This window comes from Methylobacter sp. BlB1 (assembly GCF_015476545.1).
Classification (GTDB): Bacteria; Pseudomonadota; Gammaproteobacteria; order Methylococcales; family Methylomonadaceae; genus Methylobacter.
Genome location: NZ_JADMKV010000004.1, coordinates 46,409 through 70,085 on the forward strand (window position 1 = coordinate 46,409; position 23,677 = coordinate 70,085).

General features: G+C 60.4%; 18 protein-coding genes. 13 read left to right on the top strand and 5 right to left on the bottom strand.

Annotated elements, in window-relative coordinates; translation table 11 throughout:
* Positions 1 to 52: 52 nt before the first annotated feature.
* Positions 53 to 805, top strand: coding sequence for an HAD family hydrolase (locus IT781_RS02995; protein WP_194968649.1), 753 nt, complete (start codon positions 53 to 55; stop codon positions 803 to 805).
* A gap of 288 nt (positions 806 to 1,093) precedes the next feature.
* On the opposite strand, the gene IT781_RS03000 is transcribed toward IT781_RS02995, so the two are convergent.
* The 4 genes from IT781_RS03000 to yfbR form a co-directional block, all read right to left on the bottom strand.
* On the bottom strand, positions 1,094 to 2,743 hold the full coding sequence (locus IT781_RS03000) for a cache domain-containing protein (RefSeq protein WP_194968650.1): 1,650 nt from the start codon (positions 2,741 to 2,743) through the stop codon (positions 1,094 to 1,096).
* 203 nt (positions 2,744 to 2,946) lie between these two features.
* Complete coding sequence (locus tag IT781_RS03005; protein WP_194968651.1) at positions 2,947 to 6,684, bottom strand: AAA family ATPase; 3,738 nt, start codon at positions 6,682 to 6,684, stop codon at positions 2,947 to 2,949.
* Entirely contained in the window at positions 6,684 to 7,925 is a 1,242-nt protein-coding gene (locus IT781_RS03010; protein WP_194968652.1) for an exonuclease SbcCD subunit D C-terminal domain-containing protein, read from the bottom strand. The genes IT781_RS03005 and IT781_RS03010 overlap by 1 nt, the downstream gene beginning before the upstream one ends.
* Before the next feature lie 22 nt (positions 7,926 to 7,947).
* A complete protein-coding gene (gene yfbR / locus IT781_RS03015) occupies positions 7,948 to 8,562 on the bottom strand; it encodes a 5'-deoxynucleotidase (RefSeq protein ID WP_194968653.1) in 615 nt (204 codons plus the stop codon).
* Positions 8,563 to 8,696: 134 nt separating this feature from the next.
* Between yfbR and ylqF the strand changes: the two genes are divergently transcribed.
* The 12 genes from ylqF to IT781_RS03075 all read left to right on the top strand — a co-directional run bounded on the left by ylqF (position 8,697) and on the right by IT781_RS03075 (position 22,109).
* Entirely contained in the window at positions 8,697 to 9,617 is a 921-nt protein-coding gene (gene ylqF / locus IT781_RS03020) for a ribosome biogenesis GTPase YlqF (protein WP_194968654.1), read from the top strand.
* 390 nt (positions 9,618 to 10,007) lie between these two features.
* Entirely contained in the window at positions 10,008 to 11,273 is a 1,266-nt protein-coding gene (locus IT781_RS03025; protein ID WP_228778876.1) for a ferric reductase-like transmembrane domain-containing protein, read from the top strand.
* On the top strand, positions 11,270 to 12,283 hold the full coding sequence (gene coxB, locus IT781_RS03030) for a cytochrome c oxidase subunit II (protein ID WP_194968655.1): 1,014 nt from the start codon (positions 11,270 to 11,272) through the stop codon (positions 12,281 to 12,283). Before IT781_RS03025 ends, coxB begins: the two co-directional genes overlap by 4 nt.
* Complete coding sequence (gene ctaD, locus IT781_RS03035; protein WP_194968656.1) at positions 12,284 to 14,827, top strand: cytochrome c oxidase subunit I; 2,544 nt, start codon at positions 12,284 to 12,286, stop codon at positions 14,825 to 14,827.
* On the top strand, positions 14,824 to 15,213 hold the full coding sequence (locus IT781_RS03040; protein ID WP_194968657.1) for a hypothetical protein: 390 nt from the start codon (positions 14,824 to 14,826) through the stop codon (positions 15,211 to 15,213). The genes ctaD and IT781_RS03040 overlap by 4 nt, the downstream gene beginning before the upstream one ends.
* Positions 15,210 to 15,821 (top strand): cytochrome c oxidase assembly protein, encoded by a 612-nt coding sequence (locus tag IT781_RS03045; RefSeq protein ID WP_194968658.1) that lies wholly within the window; start codon positions 15,210 to 15,212, stop codon positions 15,819 to 15,821. Before IT781_RS03040 ends, IT781_RS03045 begins: the two co-directional genes overlap by 4 nt.
* Entirely contained in the window at positions 15,812 to 16,924 is a 1,113-nt protein-coding gene (locus IT781_RS03050) for a c-type cytochrome (protein WP_194968659.1), read from the top strand. Before IT781_RS03045 ends, IT781_RS03050 begins: the two co-directional genes overlap by 10 nt.
* Before the next feature lie 19 nt (positions 16,925 to 16,943).
* The gene (gene ftsH / locus IT781_RS03055; protein WP_194968660.1) at positions 16,944 to 18,989 is read left to right on the top strand and encodes an ATP-dependent zinc metalloprotease FtsH; all 2,046 of its coding nucleotides are present in this window, start codon (positions 16,944 to 16,946) and stop codon (positions 18,987 to 18,989) included.
* Positions 18,990 to 19,259: 270 nt separating this feature from the next.
* Positions 19,260 to 19,601, top strand: coding sequence for an aldehyde dehydrogenase family protein (locus IT781_RS03060; RefSeq protein ID WP_370526904.1), 342 nt, complete (start codon positions 19,260 to 19,262; stop codon positions 19,599 to 19,601).
* A gap of 10 nt (positions 19,602 to 19,611) precedes the next feature.
* Positions 19,612 to 19,941, top strand: a complete 330-nt coding sequence (locus tag IT781_RS03065; RefSeq protein ID WP_194968661.1) for a cytochrome c — start codon at positions 19,612 to 19,614, stop codon at positions 19,939 to 19,941.
* A 10-nt stretch (positions 19,942 to 19,951) separates the two neighbouring features.
* Positions 19,952 to 20,539: a hypothetical protein gene (locus IT781_RS03070; RefSeq protein ID WP_194968662.1), complete on the top strand. Its 588-nt coding sequence runs from the start codon at positions 19,952 to 19,954 to the stop codon at positions 20,537 to 20,539.
* A gap of 13 nt (positions 20,540 to 20,552) precedes the next feature.
* Complete coding sequence (locus IT781_RS03075) at positions 20,553 to 22,109, top strand: FAD-binding oxidoreductase (protein WP_194968663.1); 1,557 nt, start codon at positions 20,553 to 20,555, stop codon at positions 22,107 to 22,109.
* Positions 22,110 to 22,513: 404 nt separating this feature from the next.
* Here IT781_RS03075 and nadA read toward each other — a convergent pair whose 3' ends face one another.
* On the bottom strand, positions 22,514 to 23,611 hold the full coding sequence (gene nadA / locus IT781_RS03080) for a quinolinate synthase NadA (RefSeq protein WP_194968664.1): 1,098 nt from the start codon (positions 23,609 to 23,611) through the stop codon (positions 22,514 to 22,516).
* Positions 23,612 to 23,677: the final 66 nt, after the last annotated feature.

Sequence of the window (23,677 nt, forward strand, 5' to 3'; positions counted from 1 at the left end):
AATTGCATCTTTCCAAGGCTATCTTGTCCATCGCTGCATCAACAATAAACTTATGAACAACTCCATCATCTATGCGCTTGATTTTGACGGCGTGATTTGCGACAGCGCGGTCGAAACCGCGATAACAGGCTGGAAATGCGCCGGCCAGATCTGGGATGACATGCCCGGCCCTGTACCGCCGCAATCCTTGATCGACCAGTTTCGCCGGGTACGGCCGATCATCGAAACCGGCTATGAAGCAATACTGGCCATGCGCCTTTTGCATCTGGGCGAAACGACGGATGCAATCTACAGCGATTACGCCGGCAAAACTCAGGCGCTGATGCAAGATGCGCAAGTGACTGTCAATGACCTGAAAAAACTGTTCGGCGAAACACGCGATGCCTGGATAGACTCGGCGCTGGCCGAGTGGGTCGACATGAATCCGCTATTCTCCGGCATCGGCGACAAACTGCGGCGGCTGGGGCAGCAGGGCCTCTGGTATATCATCACGACCAAGCAGGAGCGCTTCGTCAGACAGATACTGAAAGCCAATCAAGTTGATCTGCCCGACGCGCATATTTTCGGTCTCGACCGCAATATGAGCAAACAGGAGGTTTTGAAAGGATTACTGGAAAAACATCCGCAGCAGTCGATTCATTTTGTCGAGGACAGGCTGCCGACCCTGTTGAATGTGCAAAAAAACGATGAACTGGCCCGCATCAAGCTCATCTTTGCCTTATGGGGTTATAACACCGACGAAGACAAAGCCATCGCCGCCCAAAATCCCTTTGGTAACCAACTGCTGGAAGACTTTCTGGCATAGGCAACCTTGTAACTGATGTTATGCATGGGCCGTTTTTTATCCTGCTTGCCGCGCTGGCGGATAGGTTTTTCGTTCAACTCACGCACCTTGCCGCCTGAACGGTGATGCGCGTGTGTGGGTGCAAATTTACTTGTGCCCTTTGCGGGTATTCGCACTTAACCATCTTTAAAAAATAGCAGCGTTTCGGGTCGAATGAATTCGACCCTACAGTTTACCGTCGCACTGGCGGTATTTTTTAAACCTGTCTCAATTCAACTGATGCGTAACATCAGTTACTTTAATAAAGACCTACTCTTCCGGATAAAGGCCCGAACCGACGATATAGACATCCGCACCTGACTGGACCTTCCGCACGAAGGTCAGTTTGCGTGCGGGCGTATTCTGCCCGGGCTTGTACCAGTGAATATCCATCCAGACGCTGCCTTCTTTCATGGCGGCGGCGATTCCCTCCTCGATCACCGCATGTTCCTTCAGATCCCTGAGATTAATGAGGTTCCTCCCTTCCAGGCTGGGGAAGGCTGGATTCACCAACTCGGTGCCATCCGGAGCAACCACGAACACATAGGTGTTCATGAAGACGAAAGGACCTGTTTTATCGCGCAACTGTCCGAAGGCTTCTTGCCCTTGCTCGGAGATCAGGATGGCGGCGCGATTAACAACATCTTCGATGAAGGCCTTGTCCATCTGCATGTTGTAAATGCCGCAGCCGATAATGTGCGGCGTCCCGGATGGGAAATTCACGCGCTTCAGGAACGTGGACTTCCAGATCGGGAAGATATTCCGGGGCTTGGGGTGCATGTAGTGGATCCATCCTTCGCCTGAAGGATTACTGACCGCATTGAAGATCATCCAGCCGACAGGCCTGCCCAGGATGTCCTTCACCCCATGCATATTCTCCCCCTCGCCTTCCGGGTTGGCGGCATGAAACACTTGGGTTCCATCCATTGCCCAGGCAAAGAAATAGATATCATCATGGAGCCACTTGGATCCCTGCTTGCGGAATTCGGGATAAGCCTGCTCGCCCTGCATTTCGAAGACGGCCGCGCCCTCCCGCACCAGCTCCATCAGTTCCGCAGCAGTCATGGCTTTAACTGGAGCTGCTTTGGGCGCATCGGCTAAATAAACACCGCTCCCCACCATCACCCACTGGTCGCCGATTTGCGCTTTGGTCACGTAAGCCGATTTCTGCGTGGCAATACTTTCTCCCGGCTTGGGCCACATATAATCGACCCAGCCGGAACCTTGTGTCCGCACTATCTCGAGCATCTCGCGGATAAACTGTCTGCCTTGGGTATCTTTCCAATCCAGAAAGCTGCGCCCTTCCAGGTTCGGAAAAGGCGGGAGAGCGAGATTGACTCCATTTCTATCGAACACAAATATATACTCGTCCTTGGCGATGAAAGGACCGGCCGGATCATGGAAGAGCTTAAAAGCCGCCGCGCCATGCCGCTCGATTTGTTCGGCTGCATTTTGCACCGCATCCACGGCAAAAGACTTTTCCATGCGATCATTGTACATGCCGCTGCTGATAATATAACGTTTGCCGGACGGGGCTGTTGCCAGCCGCGCATAGGTGCTTTTCCACCGCGGCAGCAATCCGCCCGGTACAGGCCATTGGTAGTGATACCAGCCTTCCGGTTTATCGGGAACTGCCGTTGCGGCATCGATAAGTCCCTGGATAATCGGCTTTCCATTGATATCCTTCAATTCCAGCACATTCCTGCCTTCCAGCTCCGGATCGGGATGGACCAGCATGTTCCCTTCAGGGTCCAGCACAAAGACGTAGGTTTCTTCCCTCCGCCAGCGGCTGCCGGAGACGCGGAAATCACTAAATGCCGCTTCGCCTTTGCTGCGAACGGACTCTGCCGCGTCATTCACCAAGGCGACGAGTTCGCGTGTCTCCTCATATTCGTAAGACTGTTCGGAATGTGTGAGCATTTGAAGTTCCTCTGCTGTCAATGAGGTTCGCACCGCCAATTCTTGTTTCTTTGGAACTTCTCTGTCACTAAAAGGTTTCCGGTTTAAAAACAGGTACCGATGAAAGCATTTGATTTCAAAGTCCCTTCTGCTGAAATTTCACCCGTGCCTTGGCCTATTGTTGATCTGCCGCCCTCAACCGTGAGCCCATACCTTTTGTATGTTCAACAATTCCCCTCAACGAAAACCCGACTCTTCCCCCCGCCCTGTCTTTCAACCACAACCTTGGCGCCTATCCTTTCGACCAGTATCGGCACGTGCGAGATGATGCCGACTTTCCGGCCCAGGGCTTGCAGCGTGTCCAGGCTGGCGATGGCGATGTCGAGGGTCTCCGGGTCCAGGCTGCCGAAGCCTTCGTCGATGAACAGCGATTCGACCTGGGTCTTGTTCGAGGACAACGAGGCCAGGCCCAGCGCCAACGCCAGCGAGACCAGGAAGCTTTCGCCGCCGGACAGGCTGTGTACGCTGCGCACGTCGTCAGCCATGTCGCGGTCTATAATCTGCAGTTCCAGTTCGCTGCCCGGCACGCGCTGCAGCCGGTAGCGCCTGGCGAAGTCTTCCAGATGACGGTTGCTGTGCGCCAGCAGGGCTTCCAGAGTCAGGCTCTGGGCGAAGCTGCGGAATTTGGCACCGGATTTCGAGCCGATCAGCTCATTCAGGCTTTCCCATTGCTGCCAGCGCGCCTGCTGCTTGTCCAGCTCCGCTTTCAGCCGGCTGCCGGCGCTGATTTTCTTGTCGTCCTCGCGCAGCAGTATCAGTTTTTCTTCCTTCTGCGAATTTAATAGTTGCCGCTGTTGCCGCAATTCCTGGGCGATCTGCCTGGCGAGTTCCTCGGTCTCCAGCGGCGCATGGATCTCGTGCCGCTGTCTCTCGTCCGCTTTGTCTTTCAACAGTGCGGCCGATTCGTGCAGCGCCTTTTCCAGTGCCGCTCGGCTGGCTTTCTGCTCATTAAGCCAGGACTCGTCCTTTTCGAGCAGTTGTTTCAGGCCGTCCAGATCGATGCCCTGCCTTGCCAGCGCCTGGTTCAGCGCGGCCTGGGCCTTTTCCAGATTGCCGGCGCGCCGGTCGGTCTCGGCCTGCCAGTGCCTCTGGTTTTGCCGCTGTGTTGCCAGATCGGTTTCGGCCTGAACGGCGTCATTGCCGGCCTGCTCGTAGACGGTTCTGGCTGCCTGGACCTTGCGGTTCAACATCTGCTCGTGGCTGTCGACCGTCTCGCCATCGGCATCCGGCAACAAGGCATTGCGCTCTTCCGACAGTTTCTGTTTTTCTTCTGTCTTCAGTGCGATTTCGGCCTGCTTGGCCTGGCAGAGTTGCCGGCTCTGCTGCAGCGTCTGGGCAGCGAGCTCTTCTTCGCGATTGGCATCAGCCAGGGCCCGAGCGACTGTCTGTACATCCTGCTCCGCCTGCTGCCATTGACCGACCTGGGCGGCCAGACTTTGCCTGAACCGGTCGGCATCGCGCATCAGCTCGGACTGCCAGCCGTCGATCCGGGCGAACGGCGCCTGCAACAGCCCGGTCAGTGCGCTCAGTTGCGTTTCCGTTTCCTGAAGCTGGTCTGAAAAATGGTTCAGATTGGCTTTGCCTTCGACCAGCCGGCTGTCGAGCGCTGCCTGCCGTCCCATCAAGCTTTCCAGTTTCTGCTTGCCGGCGTCGAACAGAGCCTGAACCGTTTTGATCTGCTTTTGCAGTGCTATGGCTTGTTTTTCCTGCTGCTTGACCTGCTCCCACTCGGCCGTTAAATGTTCGGCCTGCTGTTCCAGCAGCGGTAAAAGCCCGGCATCGGCAAGGGCCAGTCCGGTTCTGTCAGGCAGGGCCAAAGCGTGCCACTCGTTATGGCAGTCCGCCAGTTTCTCCTGGGCCTGAGCCATTTGCTGTGTCAGCGCTAGCTTTTGTTCCTGTTTCTGGTCGATCAATTTTTGCAGCCCGGCGATCGATTCGATCAGTGCCACTTTTTCGCTTTCCAGTTCCCTGACTCTGGCCTGCTGCGCGTCTTCCAGCGGCGTATCGATACGGTCATGATCGCGCCAGGGATGCTCGAGCGCTCCGCAGACGGGACAGGGTTGGCCGGGCTGGAGTAGATCGCGGAATTCCTGGGCGTTTTTATGCGTGGCGGCCTGGATCAGGGCCAGAGATTTTCTGGCCTCTTCGAGCGCGATGGCATTGGCTGACTGTTGCCGGGTTGCCGTTTGCAGTTGCCCGGCCGCATCGGTCAGCGCCTGCCCGATGGCGGCCAGTTTATCGCTGTCCTGCGCCAGAGCCTGCTGCAGCGCCAGCGCTTCATGAGCCAGCTTCAGGCCAGCATTGACTTGTTCGCGTTTGATTTCCAGATCGTCTTTGGTCCGGTTCAGGTCCTCAAGCGAATATTGGCCGACCTGCTGTTTCAGCGGCTCCAGTGTTGCCTGTTGCTTGTCCTGTTCCTCTCGGCTTTCGATGATGGCTTTTTTGATTTCGGCCATCAGGCGTTCATCGCCATCGGCCGTGTCTTTGCAGGCCTTGAGTTTGACCTTGATCTCCGCCTTGCGTGCCGTCAGCATCTGGTAGCGTTCCAGCTCGCCTTGCCAGCGGTTCCATTCGGCCGCGACGGGTTTCAGCGCCTGATTTTCTTCCAGCCAGCTGTTGAGCTGTTGCTGCTGACCGTTTCTTTCGGCTTGTTGCGCCAGCAAGTCCTGGTGATGCGCTTGCGCGTTTGCCAGTTGTTCCTGCTGCCGGTCCTGTTCGGCACTCAAGGCATTGATATCGGCCTGCATGATGCCGATGCGTGTGTCCAATTCACGGGCTTTGAGCAATAACGGTTGGGCATCCTGCCGTTTTTTCTCGGCGGCCAGCAGGGCCTCGGAGGCAGCCGCTGCCTGTTTTTTGGCCGCATTCAGCTTGAGCTCGGCGGCTTCCTGCAATTCGCCGCCGGTTTCCAGTTTTTGCTGCGCGTCAAGGACTTCGGCCATTGCCGTTTCGTAGTGCGCCAGCAGGGGCTTAAGCGGCTGTGCGGCTTCAACTTTTTCGATCAGCAGGCGTTCGGGTTCGGCAGCGTCCCAGGCTTGCCGGCTGCTTCCAAAGGCCTCACCGGCCGCCTGTTCGGCCGCTTTCAGGCTGTTCAGCGCCGTATACCAGTCGAGGATTTGCTGATTGGCATTGATCGCTTTTTCCAGATTGTCCAGTAACGCGATGCATTGGTCGCGTTCCTGCTCCAGCGCTTGACGGTCGGGCTCGGCCAGCGGCATCTGGCCCTGCAGCTGTTCTTCGATGCGCTTGAGCGCTTCTTTCTCCTGCTTGGCGCGTTCGAAGGCCTCGATCGACAGCACTGAATAGATATCGGTGCCGGTGATGCGCTCGAGCAGATTGGAGCGGTCGTCCTTTCTGGCTTTCAGGAAGGCGGCGAAATCGCCCTGCGCCAGCAGGACCGAACGCCGGAACTGGTCGAAATTAAGGTCGATCTTTTCGCTGATCGCTTCCAGCGTGCTCTTTTTGCCCTGCCCTATGCGCTGACCGCTGGCGATATGGGTCAGCGTGATATCCTGCGCCTGCAGCCGGCCGGTCGCCTTGCCGCGCGCCTTGCTGACTTCCCAGCGCGCCCGGTAGGCTTGTTTGTCCTTGCCGATGAAATCGACTTCGGCAAACCCCGAGGCCGTGCCGCGCCGCAGGATCGAGCGCACGTCATTGCTGGTCACGCGCAGGTTTTCATCCTCGCCCCTGTGTCCGACCGCAAAGCCATGCCCGTCCGGCAGGCGCGGTATTTTGTCGTACAATGCCAGGCACAAGGCGTCCAGTATCGTGCTCTTGCCGGCGCCGGTCTGGCCGGTGATGGCGAACAGGCCAGTCTGCGCGAGCGGGCCGTCGTCCAGTGAAATCTCGAACGCGTCGGCCAGGCTGGCCAGGTTTTTGCCGCGGATCGCCAAAATACGCATCAGTCGCCTCCCTGCACGCTTTCGACCAGTTCGCTGAACAGCGCCGTCAAGGCTTCCGGCGCGTCCTGGTCGTAGCGGTTCTGGTAGCAGCGCTGGAAAACGTCCAGCGGCTGCAGTTCTTCCAGCCGCTGTTCGATGTCGATATCGGCCAGACTGTGCTGACTGCCGCGGTAGGCCGTCGATATTTTCAGCAGGCGCAGCGGCAGTCCGGCGATGGCTTCCTCGATCTGCTGGCGCAGGCCCGGTTCCGGCTTGTCAAGCCGGATTCTCAGTTCCACGAACGGGGTTCGCTCGACCGGCAGGCTGCGGTCGAGCTCCAGACTTTTCAGTTGCGCGATCACGTCAGGCAGCGCGGCGAAATCGTTGCCGTCGGGAATCCGGATCATCTCGACGCTGCGCGGAATTTGAACGGCGATCGTTTCCTCTTGACCGTCCCCGATATCGACCTGCAGCACCTGATGCCGATAGCCGGCTTCATCAAATGACAGCGGAATCGGCGAGCCGCTGTAGCGGATATGCTCGTGCGGACCGACTTTTTGCGCCAGATGCAGATGGCCCAGAGCCACATAGGCGATGTCGCCGGGGAAAATATCGGCTGGCAGCGCGTGCTGATTGCCGCCCAGGATCTTGCGCTCGCTCAGTTCCGACACGCAGCCGTTCACCATGTAGCAATGGCCGGTCAGGATCAGACGTTCGCCGTTATCGGCCTTTTGCTGAAGGGCTTCGAATAATTGCCCATACAGGTCTTTAACACCGGCAATCAACGGATCATCAGCCCCGTCATTGTTAGGCAGGTCGGCATTGCGCAGAAACGGCATGGCGCCGCACCAGACTTTGACAGCGCCCTGGGCATCGGTCAGCGGCACGATCAGGCGCTGCCAATCGATTTTGCCGTCTTGCTTGCGCACCAGACCGCCGACGACATGCACGCCCAGCGCCTTCAGTATCGGGGACGGCGCATCGAGCCGGCTGGCCGAGTCGTGATTGCCGCCGATCAGCACGATATCCAGATGGGGCTGCTGCGTTCTGGCCTTGACCAGAAACTCATAAAGCTGCGCCTGGGCTGCGGCCGAGGGATTGGCCGTATCGAAGATGTCGCCGGCGATAATCAGCGCATCGGCCTGCCTGTCCTGCAGAGTCTGCAGCAGCCAGTTCAGGAACTGCTGGTGTTCGAAATGGCGCGAAACGCCATGCAGATGATGGCCGAGATGCCAATCCGCCGTATGGAAAATTCTTAGCATGTCTGTCCTTGATGTTGCCGGCTCAATAGGTTTTCATGAGACCGTCCAGCGTCAGGCCGCAACTGGGCACGAACGCCTGCATGAAGAATATGACTTCGGGCTGATCGGATTCTGCGATGGTTTTGGCCAGCTGCGCCGCGGCCATCTCGAATTCGGCATTGCCGGCTTTCAGCTCGGCCTGGCATTTGAGATAGGCCGAAATCTTGTCGGCGGCCTTGATGATGCGCACATGCTCCTCCGGCATGCGGTCATGATGAATCAGCACCTGAAAATCGGCCTGCAGTTCCGCCGGCAACAGGTTCAGCAGTTCCTTCTCGGCCTGTTTTTCAATCTGCTTGTAGGCCAAGCTGATTTCCTCGGAATGGTATTTGATCGGCGTCGGCAGATCGCCCGTGATCACTTCGGTGATATCGTGATACAAGGCCGCGGCGGCGACGGCGTTGGCATCGACATTGCCGCCGTAATAGCGGTTTTTGATCAAGGCCAGCGTATGCGCGATGACGGAGACTTCCCAGCTGTGCTCCATGACGTTCTCGTCATGGGCGTTGCGCTTGAGTCCCCAGCGCTTGATCCAGCGCAGCCTTGACAGGTAGGCGTAAAAACTGCTCGTTATCGTTGTTTCTTTCTTCGTTTTCATACGGATAGCCATAGCAATCGGTTTTTGCCGCACATGATACTGAATATGAGCCTTTTTTGCTGCATTGTCATCGCGGCGGTGCGATTCGATAGTTGTTATAATGCCGCCCAGCTCTCAACTATTTGAAAAACATCATGCTTATTCAGTGGTATCCCGGCCATATGCACAAGGCCAGCAAAGAGATCAAGCACATCCTGCCGCAGGTTGACCTGATCATTGAAATTCTGGACGCGCGCATTCCGTTCAGCAGCGAGAACCCGATGCTGAAAGCGCTGCGGGGCGACAAGCCCTGCATCAAGGTGCTCAGCAAAAGCGACCTCGCCGACCCTGACTTGACGCAGGCGTGGCAGGCTTATCTGGAGCAGGAAAAAGGTGTTAAGACCTTGGCATTGACCATCGAGCAGCCCGAAAAAATGCGCCAGATCGCCGATCTGTGCCACAAGATGCTGCCCGGCAAGGACAGCAGCGGCCGGCTGATACAGGCCCTGATCGTGGGCATACCGAATGTCGGCAAGTCCACGCTGATCAACATACTGGCCGGCCGGACCATCGCCAAGACCGGCAACGAACCGGCCATCACCAAAACCCAGCAACGCATCGATATCGGCAACGGCATCGTCCTGTGGGATACTCCCGGCGTGCTCTGGCCCAATGTCGAAAACCGGAACAGCGGCTACCGGCTGGCGACCACGGGCGCGATCAAGGACACGGCCATCAACCATGAGCATATCGCCTTTTTCGCGGCCGAGTATCTGTTAAAGCATTATCCCGATTTGCTGAAAGCCCGTTTTCAGATCGAGCAACTGCCGGACGGCGAGCAGGAACTTATGGAGACTATCGGCAGAAATCGAGGCTGCCTGCGTGCGGGCGGACGCGTGGACATGGATAAGGTCGCCAAGCTGCTATTGTCCGAACTGCGCGCCGGCACGATCGGCCGCATCAGCCTGGAAACGCCGGCCATGATGGAGCAGGAACTGGCCGAACTGGCTGTCATCCGCGAACAGAAAGCGGCAAAAAAACTGGCCAGGAAGCAGAAGTGGAAGGATTCGAAGTAAGCTGTTCCTCGATGATTTATCAATGACTGCGGAGCGCCCTTGTGAGCGACGCTCCGGCCAACGTCCTCGCTGCCCCTGCCGCGCCGTCCGGGCGTTCTAGCCCGCATAGGCATGGGTGACCTTAAAAGCGCCAGTGCCCGGCGCGACAAATGTATAACAACCATTAATAAAATTCCGACAAGCCAGACACCAGGCGAATAACCCGCAGGGCCATGAACCGCATGGCCTTCCAGTCCGGATGTTAGACCGCCAATAAATCGATTTTTGATGACCATTTTATGGTTATTAAGGTTTGGATATGGTAGATATACGGAAACTTTATAATCTTGTTAGGCGTTGCAAGTGGTCGGCAGCACTCCTGGCGCGGGACGGACGATAAAGGAGCACCCTATGCACATCAAGACCTGGCACGCAGTCCTTTTTCTGGCCTTAATGAGCTGCGCCCTGGTGATCGTGGAACTTCCCCAGGCCACCTGGCTGACTTCGGCCGCTTTCAGCCTGGCCTTCGGGGAGGCGGCGGTGGCGTTGATGGGCGCCGCAGCCCTATTGGGCGGCCGCTGGAAAAGCGTCGAATCGCTGTTCGGCGGGCTCGACCGCGTTTATCTGACGCACAAATGGCTGGGCATCTGGGCGTTAGCTTTTGCGTCGTTTCATTTCGTGTTCAAGGCCAATCTGGAAGCCTGGCAAACCGCCTCGATCCTCTCGCTTCCCCCTTACTACACCCGCCTGGTGCGGCAGCTGAGCTTCATCGCCCTGATGCTGATCGTCATGCTGGCATTGAACCGGAAGATTCCTTACAGCGTCTGGCGCTGGTGGCACAAGCTGTCCGGACCGCTGTTCCTGATCGTCGTCCTGCACTGGCTGAGCTTCAAATCGCCTATCGCCATCGACAGTCCCGCCGGCATATGGCTGGCCGCGCTATCGGCATTGGGCGTTGCCGCCGCCGGCTACAAGCTGCTGCTCTATCCGTTTCTGGCTAACCACGCCGAGTACCGCATCGTCGAGGCGAACGCCGGTGCCAATGCGCTGCACCTGGAGCTTGCGCCGGTGAAGCGGGCTCTTTCGTTCGAGCCAGGACAGTTCGGCTTCATCCGGATGAAGGAAGACGGCCTGCGCGAACCGCACCCCTTTACGATCGCAAGCCGTAGCGAGCCGGACGGTCATGTGCATTTCGTGATCCGCGCCCTCGGCGACTATACCCACAGGCTGGTAAAGGAAGCGCGCGCGGACATGTATGCGGACATCTACGCGCCGTACGGGCGTTTCAGGCGTCCGCCGGCCGCGAAACGGGAAGTCTGGATCGGGGGCGGCGTCGGCATCTCGCCGTTCATTGCCTGGCTGACGGATGAATCGGCGAAAAATTTAGACAAGGTCACCCTGTTCTATTTCTTCACGCCAGGGCGCGAGTTTCCCAGCGCCGAGGTGCTGGACGATCTGGCCCGCCAGTACGGCGCGGAATTCATACCCGTATCGACCGGTCCGTCGAGCCCGGAATTCGTCAAACGGTTTGGCGAAATCGCCCGAAATGCGGGTCCCGCGGCGGTGGATATCAGCTTTTGTGGCCCCAAAGGCCTTTTGAAGCGCATCCAGGCGCTGATGCGCGAAAACAAAATACCGGACGCGAACCTCCGGTATGAGTACTTTGAATTCCGATGACAGGCCGCAACCCAGATCAACCCGGCATATTCAAAGCTATCAGCCGCGCCCTGCTTCGCCTGGCGTATGGCGCTGCCGCGGCGCTATCCGGCGGCTGCACGGGGATCCAGTCCGCTTTTTCGGCTTTCGGCATCGAGGCGGAATCAACCCGCGCCCTCACCTGGGGCATGACCGCCGCCGCCACCGTGATCACGATCGGCGTGTTGTGGCTCGCGTGGCATGCCGCGCGCGCACCGGCCGGCCGGCTCGATCATCAGGGCGGAATGCGCGTGATCCTCTGGCTGGGCGCTATCGGCCCGACTGTGCTCCTTACGGCGCTGCTGGTGTCCTCGCTGACGAAAATGCGGACCCTGCCGACGGGTGCCGATGATCTCAAAATCGCCGTCGACGGCGAACAGTTCTGGTGGCGCGCGCGCTATCTGCCGGCCGGCGGCCAGCCCGTGGAAACGGCCAACGAAATCCGCGTGCCCGTAGGACACACCGTAACCTTTGCTCTGACGAGTCCGGACGTCATCCACAGCTTCTGGATACCGGGCCTGGCCGGCAAGGTGGACATGATTCCGGGCCGCACCAACGATCTGGTCGTGCGCGCCACCCGGACAGGCGTCTATCGCGGCGCCTGCGCGGAATTTTGCGGACTGAGCCATGCCCGCATGGCGTTCGACGTGGTGGCGATGGCGCCCGCCGATTTCGACCGCTGGCTGGCCGGCGCGGCGCGCCCGGCAGCCGGTATCGACAGTCCGGGCCGGCACTTGTTCGAGGAATACGGCTGCGGCGGCTGCCATACCATCCGCGGCCATGCCGAAGACAGCACGATCGGGCCCGATCTCACTCACGTCGGATCGCGCCTATCCCTGGGCGCCGGCACGCTGCCGATGACCCGCGACGCTCTCAGCCGCTTCATACGCGACCCAGCCTCGGTGAAACCCGGCGCCCTGATGCCGAGCTTCAAGGACATGCCCGGCAAGGACGCGGACGCGATTTCCAGTTATCTTGCGGAGCTTCGTTAAATGTCCGTCGCAGCGAACACTCAACCCGATCAGAACGACCCGGCCGTCCGCGCCGCGCAGGAAGAGCGGCTGCGCGCCGTATGGAGCCCGCCCAGGGGCTTGTTCCTGCGCTGGACCGATACCAACAACAATGCGGTCGGCATCTGGTACACCCTCACCGCCTTCGGGATGCTGCTGTTCGCGGGCGTGCTGGCGCTGATCATGCGCGCCCAGCTCGCCGTGCCCGAAAACGACCTCGTTTCCGCGTCGACGTTCAATCAACTGTTCACGCTGCACGGCTCGATGATGATGTTCCTGTTCGCGGTACCGATGTTCGAGGCGGTCTCGGTGCTGATCCTGCCGCAGCTGCTGGGCGCGCGCGACCTGCCTTTTCCGCGCCTGTCCGCTTTCGGCTACTGGAGCTTCCTGATCGGCGGCGTATTCGTGGCCGGTTCGATTTTCTTCGACGCCGCGCCGGACGGCGGCTGGTTCATGTACCCGCCGCTGTCTACCGAGCCTTCGACCGCGGGCATCGGCGCGGACATTTGGATGCTGGGCCTGTCCTTCATCGAGGTGTCGTCGATCGCCGCCGCGGTCGAGCTGATCGTGGGCGTGCTGAAATGCCGGCCGCCGGGCATGCGGCTAAACCTGATGCCGCTCTATGCCTGGTACATTCTCGTGGTGGCGGTGATGATCCTGTTCGCCTTCCCACCGCTGATCGCCGGCGACATCCTGTTCGAAATGGAGCGCCTGCTCGACTGGCCTTTCTTCGATGCGAAGCGCGGCGGCGACCCTTTGCTCTGGCAGCATTTGTTCTGGATTTTCGGCCATCCGGAGGTCTATATCATCTTCCTGCCCTCGATCGCGATTTTCGCGATGGTGATCCCGACCTTCGCGCAGCGCCATCTGCTCGGCTATCCCTGGATCGTGCTGGCGGCGGTCGGCACCGGTTTCCTGAGCTTCGGCCTGTGGGTGCACCATATGTTCGCCACCGGCATGCCGAACATCAGCCTCGGCTTCTTCTCGGCCGCGTCGGAGGCCGTGGCGATTCCGACCGCCGTGCAGATCTTCGTGTTCATCGCCACTATATGGGCGGGCCGCGTCGTCTGGTCGACGCCGATGCTCTACGGAGCGGGCTCGCTGGCGATCTTCGTGATCGGCGGGCTGACCGGCGTGATGGTGGCGGCGGCGCCGTTCGACTGGCAGGCGCACGACACCTATTTCGTCGTCGCCCATCTCCATTACGTCCTGATCGGCGGCTCGGTGCTGCCGCTGTTCGCCGGCCTGTATTATTACTGGCCACTGGTGACCGCCAAGAAACTGTCCGACCGCCTCGGCCGCATCGCCTTCTGGATGATGTTCGTCGGCTTCAATCTCGGCTTCTTTCCGATGCACATTTCCGGGCTGATGGGCATGCCACGCCGGGTCTACACTTATTCGGAGGCGCTCGGCGTCGGTACGCTCAACCTCCTGTCCACGCTCGGCGCCTTTCTGTTCGCGGCGGGCGTTGCCGTGGTGGTGGTCGATCTTTGCCTCTCGCCCCGGCGGCCGCGCGTCCCGCGCAACCCCTGGAATGCGGGCACGCTCGAATGGCTGGAGTTTTCGCAGCAGGAAAACTGGGGCGTTCGCTCGGTGCCGCTGATCGAGAGCCGCTATCCGCTCTGGGACCAGCCCGGTTTTCTCAGGCAGGTCGACGAGGGCCGCTACTTCCTGCCCGATGCCGAGGAAGGCTATCGCGAGCTGATGATCACCTCGGTTCTCGATGGGCGCCCGCTCCAGGTCGCGCGGATCGGCGGACCCACGCCCATTCCCATGCTGGCGGCGATCGCGCTCGGCGGCGTCTTCATCCTGACCACCTATCACCTCTACTGGAGCGCGTTGGCAAGCGGACTGGCCGCCCTGGCCGTGATCCTGTGGTGGCTCTGGACGGGGACTAGCCTCATCCCCGAAAAGCCCGAGAAGCACGCCGGCCTCGGCGTCGTGCTGCCGCTCTATGCGTCCGGCCCCGCTTCATCGGGCTGGTGGGCCATGTTCATCACCATGATCGGCGATGCGACGGCCTTCGCCGGCCTGATTTTCGGCTATTTCTTCTTCTGGACAGTGCATGCCGATTTCCCGCCTGAACCGCTGCCCGGCCAGGCCGGGCCCGGGGCGTATTGGCCGATGGTTGCGCTTGCCTTGATTCTGGCCGGGTGGGTACTGACCATCGCCGCGCGCGAAACCAATGCGCGCGGCCGGGTCGGGCTTGCCCGCGCCGCACTGGCCGTAGCGGCCGCGGCGACCGGCACCGGCGGACTGGCGGGGCTGGCCGGGCCATGGCGCGCCGGACTCGATCCCGCGCTGCATGTCTATCCGGCGATCGTCTGGGTGCTAGTCATCTGGACCGCGGTCCATGCGGCGTTTGGCGTCGTCATGCAACTTTTCGCGCTGGCCCGCAGTCTCGTGGGGCGTATGACCCCGGTTTATGACGGTGATGTGCGCAATATCACCGTCTACGGGCATTTCCTGGCGTTGAGCGCGCTCATCACGTTTCTGGTGATCGGTTTTTTCCCGAGGTTGGCATGATTCGCAAACTCCACAAACTCGCGCAACGATTGAAATCGTCTTTATGGATGCTGGTCGTACCGCCCACGGTCTGGGCGCTGCATTTTCTGTTCTCCTACGTTTACGCCGCCGTCCGCTGCGCCAAGAGCGGGTCGGCCGAGGTCATCGTCGACATCCGCACCGGCATCGCCGCCGCGACCGTTGTGGCGCTGCTGTTGGTCGTGGCTTTTGGCTATATCGCCTGGGCCCAATCGCGAATTCAGGGCGATCTGCCGCCGTATCAGGACAGCACCGACGAGGACCGGTTGCGTTTCCTCGCCGTATCGACGCTGCTGCTGGCGGGCTTAAGCTTTGTCGCCATCCTGTTCACGGCCCTGTCGGCTTTCGTCTTTGAGGATTGCAGATGAGACGCCCGGCTTTCGTCGCCGGCGTTGCCGTGCTTGCGGCGGCTTGGGCCACCGCCGCGTCGGACCATGGCATGACCGCGCATATGGCGGCGCACATGGCGGCCGTGGCGGCCGCGGCCCCGCTCATGGCGTTGGGGCTCGCCGGTACGCGGGCCGATCCTGCTTCGCGCTGGCCGCGGGTTGTCGCGCCTTTGCCGATGTCGCTGCTCGAACTGCTTGTCGTCTGGGGCTGGCATTGGCCGGCCGCGCGCGCCTTTGCCGCGGGCAGCGCGATCGGTCTGGCGCTGGAACAGACGATGTTTCTGGCCGCCGGCCTGCTGCTGTGGAGTGCCTGCCTGGAAACACGCGCCGCCGGCATTGTCGCGCTGCTGCTGACCACGATGCACATGACGCTGCTGGGGACGCTCATAACCCTGGCCCCGCGCACGCTGTTCGGCACGACCGGCTTTACCGGCTTCGGTGTCACGCTGTCGCCGGTCGCCGATCAGCAGCTGGGCGGCGTCATCATGCTGCTGGTAGGCGGCGGCAGCTATCTGTTCGGCGGACTGGCGCTGCTTTTCGGTCTGCTGCGGAGCAATCGCCCGGCGGGGGCGCGGCAATGGTCCTGAAGATTACCTGGAAGCGGGCGCTTGCCGCGGCGGCGGCGCTGTTCATGCTCGCCCTGGCGATCGCCTGGTCGGGCGTTCTCAACATCGGTGCCTCGACCGGCCATTGGGCGATCACCGACTGGTTTCTCCACTGGTCGATGCGCAACACGGTCCGCACCTATGCCGCGCTGACAGTGGACGAGCCCGCGGCCGACGCCGGCGGCCTGACCTCCGCCGCCGGCCACTACGCCGCCAATTGTGCCTTCTGTCACGGCGCGCCGGGCGAACAGCCGGCCCGGGTCATGAAAGACGCGACACCGGCGGCGCCCGACCTGGCCGCGACCGCTCATTCCTGGACCGACCGGCAGCTTTTTTGGATCGTGAAGCATGGCGTGAAGTTTACCGCCATGCCCGCCTGGCCCGCGCTGGACCGGGATGACGAAATCCGCCGCATGACCGCCTTCGTGCAGCGGCTGCCGGGCATGACGCCGGCCGAATATCGCGCGCTCGCCTATGGACCCGACGGGCGCGTCGCCGGCGGCAAGCCGATACGGTTGGAAGATGCCTTACCCGACTGCGAGCGCTGCCATGCTGACGACGGGCGCGGCCAGCCCGACATTCCGATATTAGCCGGACAACAACCAGCCTACCTGTCGGCGGCGCTCCGCGCCTACGCGGCGGGCAGGCGATCCAGCGGCGTGATGGGAGCGGCCGCCGCCCGGCTGGACCCCGATCTCATGCAGGCGCTGGCGAAGCATTACGCCGGGCTTCCTGGAGGGCTGACCAAAGCCAAGACTGCCGCTGCCGCCGACCCGACGGCGGATGACCGGCTGGCCGAACGCATCTTCGCAAACGGTTTGAGGGAAGCCAATCTGCCGCCCTGCTCCAGATGCCACGCACCGGGCAAACGCCCGGACTATCCGACGCTGGCCGGCCAGAAGCCGGAGTATCTCGCCGCCCGGCTCCGCCGATGGCGCGGGGACGGAACCATCGTCGATGCGCGCAAGCCGAATTTGCTCATGCCGGTGATCGCGCGCCGCATTCCCGAACGCATGATCGAACCCCTGGCTCGCTTTTTCGCGCGGCAGAGCGCCGTGCCCAATTCCGCAGCAACAGAACGATGAACACGTCATGGGAGTTATTATGAATTGGCAGACACAACCACCACGCAACAGCGACTCGGCACCCGACAGCCCAAACCGGCCTGAAGACGGCCAGCCGGAGAAACCGAAGGGCATTGGACAAATGAACATTCCGCCGCGCAAGACCTGGATGACATTCCTGGCCATCCTGCTCATCAACTACCTGCTGATGAGGATTATCTTTCCGGAAGCCGGCGAGTCTGTCACCATCCCTTATACCACCTTCAAGGAAGAGGTCGCGAGGGGCAACGTCAAGGCGATTTACAGCCACGGGACGAGCATCGAAGGCCGCTTTGTTGCGCCGGTTACCTGGCCGCCCGAAGGCGAAGACGAGACGGCCTCCGGCTCACGGCGCCCTCGACAACCCGAGCCCGGAACGGCGGACACCTTCACGACTGAACTGCCCGCGTTCGTGGACCCCGGACTGGAGGCGTTCCTGATCGACCGCAAGGTCGAGATCAGCGCGGTGCCTATCCGGGAGGGCGGCTTCTGGGCCACGCTCCTGTTCGGCTTCGGCCCTGCGCTGCTGATCATCCTGTTTTATGTATGGCTCTACCGTCGAGCCTCGCAGCAGGGTGGCATGGGCGGCATGGGCGGGCTCATGGGCATCGGCAGGAGCAAGGCGCGCCTCTACGACCAGACGGCGGGCACAAAAGTCACCTTCGACGATGTGGCCGGCATCGACGAAGCCGAGAACGAACTGGTCGAGATCGTGGATTTTCTGAAGTCCCCGGATAAATACACCCGTCTGGGCGGGAGCGCGCCGAAAGGCGTGCTGCTGGTCGGCGCGCCGGGAACCGGTAAGACCCTGCTGGCGAAGGCCGTCGCCGGGGAAGCCGGCGTGCCGTTCTTCTCGATGAGCGCCGCCGAGTTCGTGGAGATGATCGTCGGCGTGGGCGCGGCGCGCGTGCGGGATCTGTTCAAACAGGCGCGCGAGCATGCGCCGGCGATCATCTTCATCGACGAGATCGACGCCATAGGCCGCGCACGGGGACAGGTGGCGATCGGCGGTGCCAGCGAACACGAGCAGACGCTGCAGCAGATCCTCACCGAGATGGACGGTTTCTCCGGCCGCGAAGGCATCATCGTGCTGGCCGCGACCAACCAGCCCGAGGTACTGGACCGGGCGCTGCTCCGGCCCGGGCGCTTCGACCGGCGCGTGGTGGTGAACCTGCCGGACAAGACCGGCCGCGAGGCGATTCTCAAGGTCCACACCCGCCAGGTGCCGCTCGCCGGCGACGTCAGCCTGGGCGAACTTGCCGCGACGACGCCCGGCCTCTCGGGCGCCGACCTGAAAAACCTGGTCAACGAGGCGGCGCTGCTGGCGGCGCGCCGCGAGCGGAACGAGGTTTTTCAGCAGGACTTCCTGGACGCGCTGGAAAAGATCGTGCTCGGCCCCGAGCGCCCGCTGCTCCTGAGCCGCGCGGACAAGGAGCGCATCGCCTATCACGAGAGCGGACACGCCATCCTCGGACTGGTCGTGCCCGACGCCGATCCGGTGCACCGGGTCTCGATCGTGCCGCGCGGGCAGGCGCTCGGAGTGACCTATCAGCGTCCCCAGGCGGACCGTTACAACTATCCCGAAGCTTACCTGCGCGCAAAAATTGTCGGCATGCTGGGCGGGCGCGCGGCCGAGGAAATCGTGTACGGCACCCGGACCACCGGCGCCGAGAACGACATCGAGCAGGCCACCCAGCTGGCCCGCAACATGGTCACGCGCTGGGGCATGAGCGACGAGCTCGGGATGGTGCAGCTCGCGCCCCGCGAAAATCCCTACCTGAGTCCCATCGGTGGATACGGCGGCGCCAGGCCTTTCAGCGATGAGACCGCCCGCGTCATCGACGCCGAGGTGCAAAAAATCATCGACGAGAGCCACGCGCAAGCGACAAGTCTCTTGAAGGCGCATCGCCGGGAACTCGACGCGCTGGTCGAAGCCCTGCTCGCGCGTGAGACACTTAATGAGCAGGAAATCCTGGAAGTCACCGGACTGCCTCCCGCGCCCTCCGTGGAAAACCGGCCCTTGCCGGTTGCCGATGAAAACAAATGAGTGCACGCCTTTTCCGGAGCCTGGGGCCGCGTCGACAACGCGGTTTTGCAGGAGCGCGATGGGCCGGCACGATGCGCTATGCGCGGCGGTGCCGAGTTCGGTGCTGTGGCTGCGCGAGTTGAGCAAGCTGTTCACGTACGCGGGAAGACGAATATCGCGGCCGCCGCGGCCAAAAAGCGCTAGAGCGAAACTATTGCGCTGGTTGGGTTTCTTGAACGGGCACGAGAAGGCCGAAAAAGGTTGTGTGCGAATAAATTTGCACCTACAAAAGTGCGCGCTAGGAATGAGGACGACGCGTTGCGGCTCGCAAATGCGACCGATTACGGGTTCTCAAGCGCTGCTTATTGCGGCGACCTGGAGCGCGGTGTGCGCTTTGCGCAAGCGGTCGAGGCCGGCATGACCTGCGTCAACGACACGTCGTTGGGCGACGAGGCTCATGCGGCGTTTGGCGGCGAAAAAACTCCGGCATCGGACTGTTTGGCTGCGAGTGGATTATCGATGAATTCACTTCCACGCACTGGATTTCGGTGCAGCATACGCCGCGAGCCTATCCGTTCTGAATGCTGGCGCAGGATAACCTATGTCTTTCCGTTAACCTTCCATTATCCATAAGGAGCACGACATGCCCTCATCGATGACCCGTCAAGGCGTGCAGCGGACTTTCAAAGCCTGCGCCGTTCTTTCTCTCGCTTTGCTCTCGGCTTCTGCCTTCGCCAAAGACGGCGGCACTTGGGAAAGCGGGGAAGATGTCTACGCCAAGGTCTGCGGTTATTGTCATGACGTCGGGGTCGGCCCGGCGATCAAGGGCCGGCACTTGACGCCCGGGTATATCAGCGCCTGGGTCCGCCACGGCTGGGGGGCGATGCCGTCCTTTTCGGCCTCTTTTATTGATGATAAGGCTTTGCAGGACGTCGCCGATTATCTGTCCAAGCCCGCAGCACAGCAGAAATGAGGAGTCTGCCATGAATGTCTCGCGCCGCTTCATTCTCAAAGGTATCGCCCTGGGCGGTCTCGCCGGCATGACCCTGGGGCGCTGGAGCCTGTCCCTGGCCAATAACGCGGTCAGTGCCCAGGCCCAATCGACACTCCCCCTCCTGGTGCTGGTCAGCGGCGAAGCCGAACAGTCGGCTTTCCTTCGGGGCATCGCCGCGGCATTGCCGGACAAACGCCCGTGGGTGCAACGCACGGATCTCGGCATGGGCTTCGTGCAGGATTTCACCCGGCTGCTGCGCTCCGGGCCGCCGATCCGGATCATCGGTCTGGTCGATGACGCCAGCGCCGCGCTGATCGTCGAGCTGGCGCGTGCCTCGGACGCCCGTTTGCCGTGGCTGGGGTATCATTCGGCCAGTCCTGGACAATCCCGTCATCGCCTGCTCGGCGGCCAGGCGTCTTCTGAACTGGCGGCCCGGCTCGACTCGCGGCAGTGGACCGCGATCCTCGGTCTCGCCCTTGCCTCGCGGGGTTCCGCGCCCACGGGTCTGGCACCGCCGGCCGATGCCGCGCAGTCACCTTTGACCGGGCATTTCGTTTCTTTCGCGATCGAGACTTGAAGGAGTCCACCCCATGACCGAACCAAACCAGGCCATACTTCCGCGCGGAGTTGTGCAGCAAGAGTTTCAAAAAGCCATCGAGAAGTTCCGTAAACTGCTCGGTGCCGGGAACGTCCTGGACCAGGACGAGCAGCTCGTGCCCTACATGAAGATCATGATGCCGGTGGAGGAATCCAGGCATGCGCCTTCCGCCGCGCTGATCGCCACTAACGTGGAACAGGTGCAGGGCGTCGTGGCGATCTGCAACGAGCACAAGATCCCGGTGTGGACTGTGTCCACCGGCCACAACCTGGGCTACGGCTCGTCCGCGCCCCACCACCGGGGGCAGGTGATATTGGACCTGAAGAAGATGAACAAGATCATCGATGTCGATCCGGAGTTGTGCACCGCCCTGGTCGAGCCGGGCGTGACCTACCAGCAACTGGTCGATTACATCAAGGAAAAAGGCTACAAACTATGGGTCGATCCGCCGGCGCCGTCAGCCATCGTAGGTCCCGTCGGCAATACCCTGGACCGCGGCGTGGGCTACACGCCCTACGCCGAGCACTTCCTGTTCCAGTGCGGCATGGAAGTGGTGCTGGCCAATGGCAAAGTGCTGCGCACGGCCATGGGCGGCGTCAAGGGCTCCAATACCTGGCAGGTGTTCAAATGGGGCTACGGCCCTTATCTGGACGGCATCTTCACGCAGTCCAATTTCGGCATCGTGACCAAGATGGGCCTCTGGCTGATGCCGCAGCCGGATGTCTTCAAGCCGTTTGCGGTCAAGTATCAGAAGGACGAGGACATAGCGGACCTGGTGGAGCTGTTCCGCCCATTGAGCATCAACGGCATCATTCCCAACGGCGTGGTGTTCGTCGGCACGCTCTACGAGGCCAGCGCCACTGTGCGCCGCTCCGACTACACCACGGACAAAGGTGCGACCTCAAAAGAGACCATCCAACGCATCCGCGACGAGCGCAAGATCGGGGCCTGGACCGTCTATGGCGCCCTGTACGGCACGCAGGCGCATGTCGACATCAACTGGAAGATCGTCACCGAACTGGTTCAGGAATCCGGCAAGGGCGAGATCGTCACCGAGGAGCAGGCCGGCAGTGACCCGGCGTTCAAGTATCGGGCGGACCTCATGCGCGGCAACATGACCCTGACCGAATTCGGTCTGTACAACTGGCGTGGCGGCGGCGGTTCCATGTGGTTTGCGCCGGTGAGCCAGGCCAGGGGCTCGGAGACGCTCAAGCAGGTCGAGCTGGCGACCCAAATTCTCAACAAGCACGGTCTGGATTATGTCGGCGAGTTCATCGTCACTCAGCGCGCCATGCACCATATCATCGATGTGCTGTTCAATCGTACCGATGAAGAGGAGATGAAACGCGCCCACGACTGCTTCGCCGAACTGCTGGACGAGTTCGAAAAAAATGGCTACGGCGTCTATCGGGTAAATACCGCGTTCATGAACCGCGTCGCCGACAGCTATGGGCCGGTGCAGCGCGAAATCAACAAGACTCTCAAGCGCGCGCTCGATCCGAACAATATCCTGGCGCCGGGCAAATCGGGTATCGACCTGGACACGTAAGCGGCAAATCATGATGGCGATTCTGTCGCATTAACCGAAAAAATGTGGATTTCTGTCCCAGTAAGCAGCTTCGGGCCAAGTATGCTGCGTTTCAGGTGGCATCCAAGTCCTCTTGTTTTTTGGCCGTTGTCAGTTGCAGCATTAAATCGGCTGCGATGATGAATCGAACATTGACGCCACGCCTAACAGCTTATAGGCAGACTAATCGCCAAGTTGTTCTAAAAATTCAGCCAAGGCAGCCTGTTGAGCGGCGGCATGATCAGCAATGGCTATCGATTACGGCGGAATTTATTCAACGAAGTCATCCGCTGCCTTCATCGGCGCCTTTACGCCTTCAATGGCGCATTTGAATTCACAATTTCAATCAGGCGTCGATGAGTAACTCCAGCTGATTAATTTAACCACTATTTTATAGCCAGCATATCGTCCAGCGCTTTTTTAGCCAGCTTGGCGATATTGGCCGGCACGGAGATCTGGTTGACCACATGCCCGGCCGCCAGATTTTCCAGCACCCAGGCCAGATGCTGAGGATCGGTTCTGAACATGGTCGAGCACATGCACAGCATGGGCGACATGAAATGCACGTTTTTGCCCTGCGCTTTGCATTCCTCGCTCAAGCGATTGACCAGGTTCAATTCCGTTCCGACCAGCCAGCGGGTGTTCGGCTCGGCTTCACGCACAGTCTTAAGAATGTATTCCGTAGAACCGATGTAATCGGATTTCTGGCAGACTTCAAAACAGGCTTCGGGATGCGAAATCACCTTCGTTTCGGGATAACGCTGCAGGAAATTATCGATATGTTCCGGCTGGAATGCCTGATGCACGGAGCAATAACCGTTCCACAGGATCATTTTGGCATTGCGGATCTGCTCGACTGTCAGCCCGCCCATCGGCTTGGTGAAATCCCAGACGACCATTTCCTCCAGCGGAATGCCCATCCGGTAGCCGGTGTTGCGGCCTAAATGCTGGTCCGGGAAAAACAGGATTTTCTCCCGGCGCGCAAAGCTCCATTCCAGAATTTTCTGCGCGTTCGAAGAGGTGCAGACAATGCCGCCATGCTCGCCGCAGAAGGCTTTCAGATCGGCTGCCGAGTTAATGTAAGTTACGGGTGTAACCTGAGATTCCACATCCAGCACTTCCGCCAGCTCGTTCCAGCATTTCTGCACCTTGATCAGGTTAGCCATATCGGCCATGGAACAGCCCGCCGCCATATCCGGCAGAATGGCGATCTGTTCGGGCCTGGACAGGATATCGGCAACTTCGGCCATGAAATGCACGCCGCAGAATACGATGTATTCGGCATCAGACTGGGCCGCTTCCCTGGACAGCTTCAATGAGTCGCCGGTCAGATCGGCATGCTTGAAGACTTCATCGCGCTGATAATGGTGGCCGAGAATAACACAGCGTTTGCCTAACTTTTCCTTGGCCGCGACAATGCGCGCATCGCATTCCTCGTCGCTGAGCAATGCGTAATCTTGAATCGGTAATGCGGTATCGGTCATTTGAAGACAACCCTTAACAGAAAATAACTTGGTAATTCACCACGGACACGAGGGAACGAAGTGCTT

Bases quoted from the DNA above. Each gene is read 5' to 3' on its own strand.
- IT781_RS02995 (WP_194968649.1), top strand. From the start codon at position 53: ATGAACAACTCCATCATCTATGCGCTTGATTTTGACGGCGTGATTTGC.
- IT781_RS03000 (WP_194968650.1), bottom strand. From the start codon at position 2,743: ATGCTCACACATTCCGAACAGTCTTACGAATATGAGGAGACACGCGAA.
- IT781_RS03005 (WP_194968651.1), bottom strand. From the start codon at position 6,684: ATGCGTATTTTGGCGATCCGCGGCAAAAACCTGGCCAGCCTGGCCGAC.
- IT781_RS03010 (WP_194968652.1), bottom strand. From the start codon at position 7,925: ATGCTAAGAATTTTCCATACGGCGGATTGGCATCTCGGCCATCATCTG.
- yfbR (WP_194968653.1), bottom strand. From the start codon at position 8,562: ATGAAAACGAAGAAAGAAACAACGATAACGAGCAGTTTTTACGCCTAC.
- ylqF (WP_194968654.1), top strand. From the start codon at position 8,697: ATGCTTATTCAGTGGTATCCCGGCCATATGCACAAGGCCAGCAAAGAG.
- IT781_RS03025 (WP_228778876.1), top strand. From the start codon at position 10,008: ATGCACATCAAGACCTGGCACGCAGTCCTTTTTCTGGCCTTAATGAGC.
- coxB (WP_194968655.1), top strand. From the start codon at position 11,270: ATGACAGGCCGCAACCCAGATCAACCCGGCATATTCAAAGCTATCAGC.
- ctaD (WP_194968656.1), top strand. From the start codon at position 12,284: ATGTCCGTCGCAGCGAACACTCAACCCGATCAGAACGACCCGGCCGTC.
- IT781_RS03040 (WP_194968657.1), top strand. From the start codon at position 14,824: ATGATTCGCAAACTCCACAAACTCGCGCAACGATTGAAATCGTCTTTA.
- IT781_RS03045 (WP_194968658.1), top strand. From the start codon at position 15,210: ATGAGACGCCCGGCTTTCGTCGCCGGCGTTGCCGTGCTTGCGGCGGCT.
- IT781_RS03050 (WP_194968659.1), top strand. From the start codon at position 15,812: ATGGTCCTGAAGATTACCTGGAAGCGGGCGCTTGCCGCGGCGGCGGCG.
- ftsH (WP_194968660.1), top strand. From the start codon at position 16,944: ATGAATTGGCAGACACAACCACCACGCAACAGCGACTCGGCACCCGAC.
- IT781_RS03065 (WP_194968661.1), top strand. From the start codon at position 19,612: ATGCCCTCATCGATGACCCGTCAAGGCGTGCAGCGGACTTTCAAAGCC.
- IT781_RS03070 (WP_194968662.1), top strand. From the start codon at position 19,952: ATGAATGTCTCGCGCCGCTTCATTCTCAAAGGTATCGCCCTGGGCGGT.
- IT781_RS03075 (WP_194968663.1), top strand. From the start codon at position 20,553: ATGACCGAACCAAACCAGGCCATACTTCCGCGCGGAGTTGTGCAGCAA.
- nadA (WP_194968664.1), bottom strand. From the start codon at position 23,611: ATGACCGATACCGCATTACCGATTCAAGATTACGCATTGCTCAGCGAC.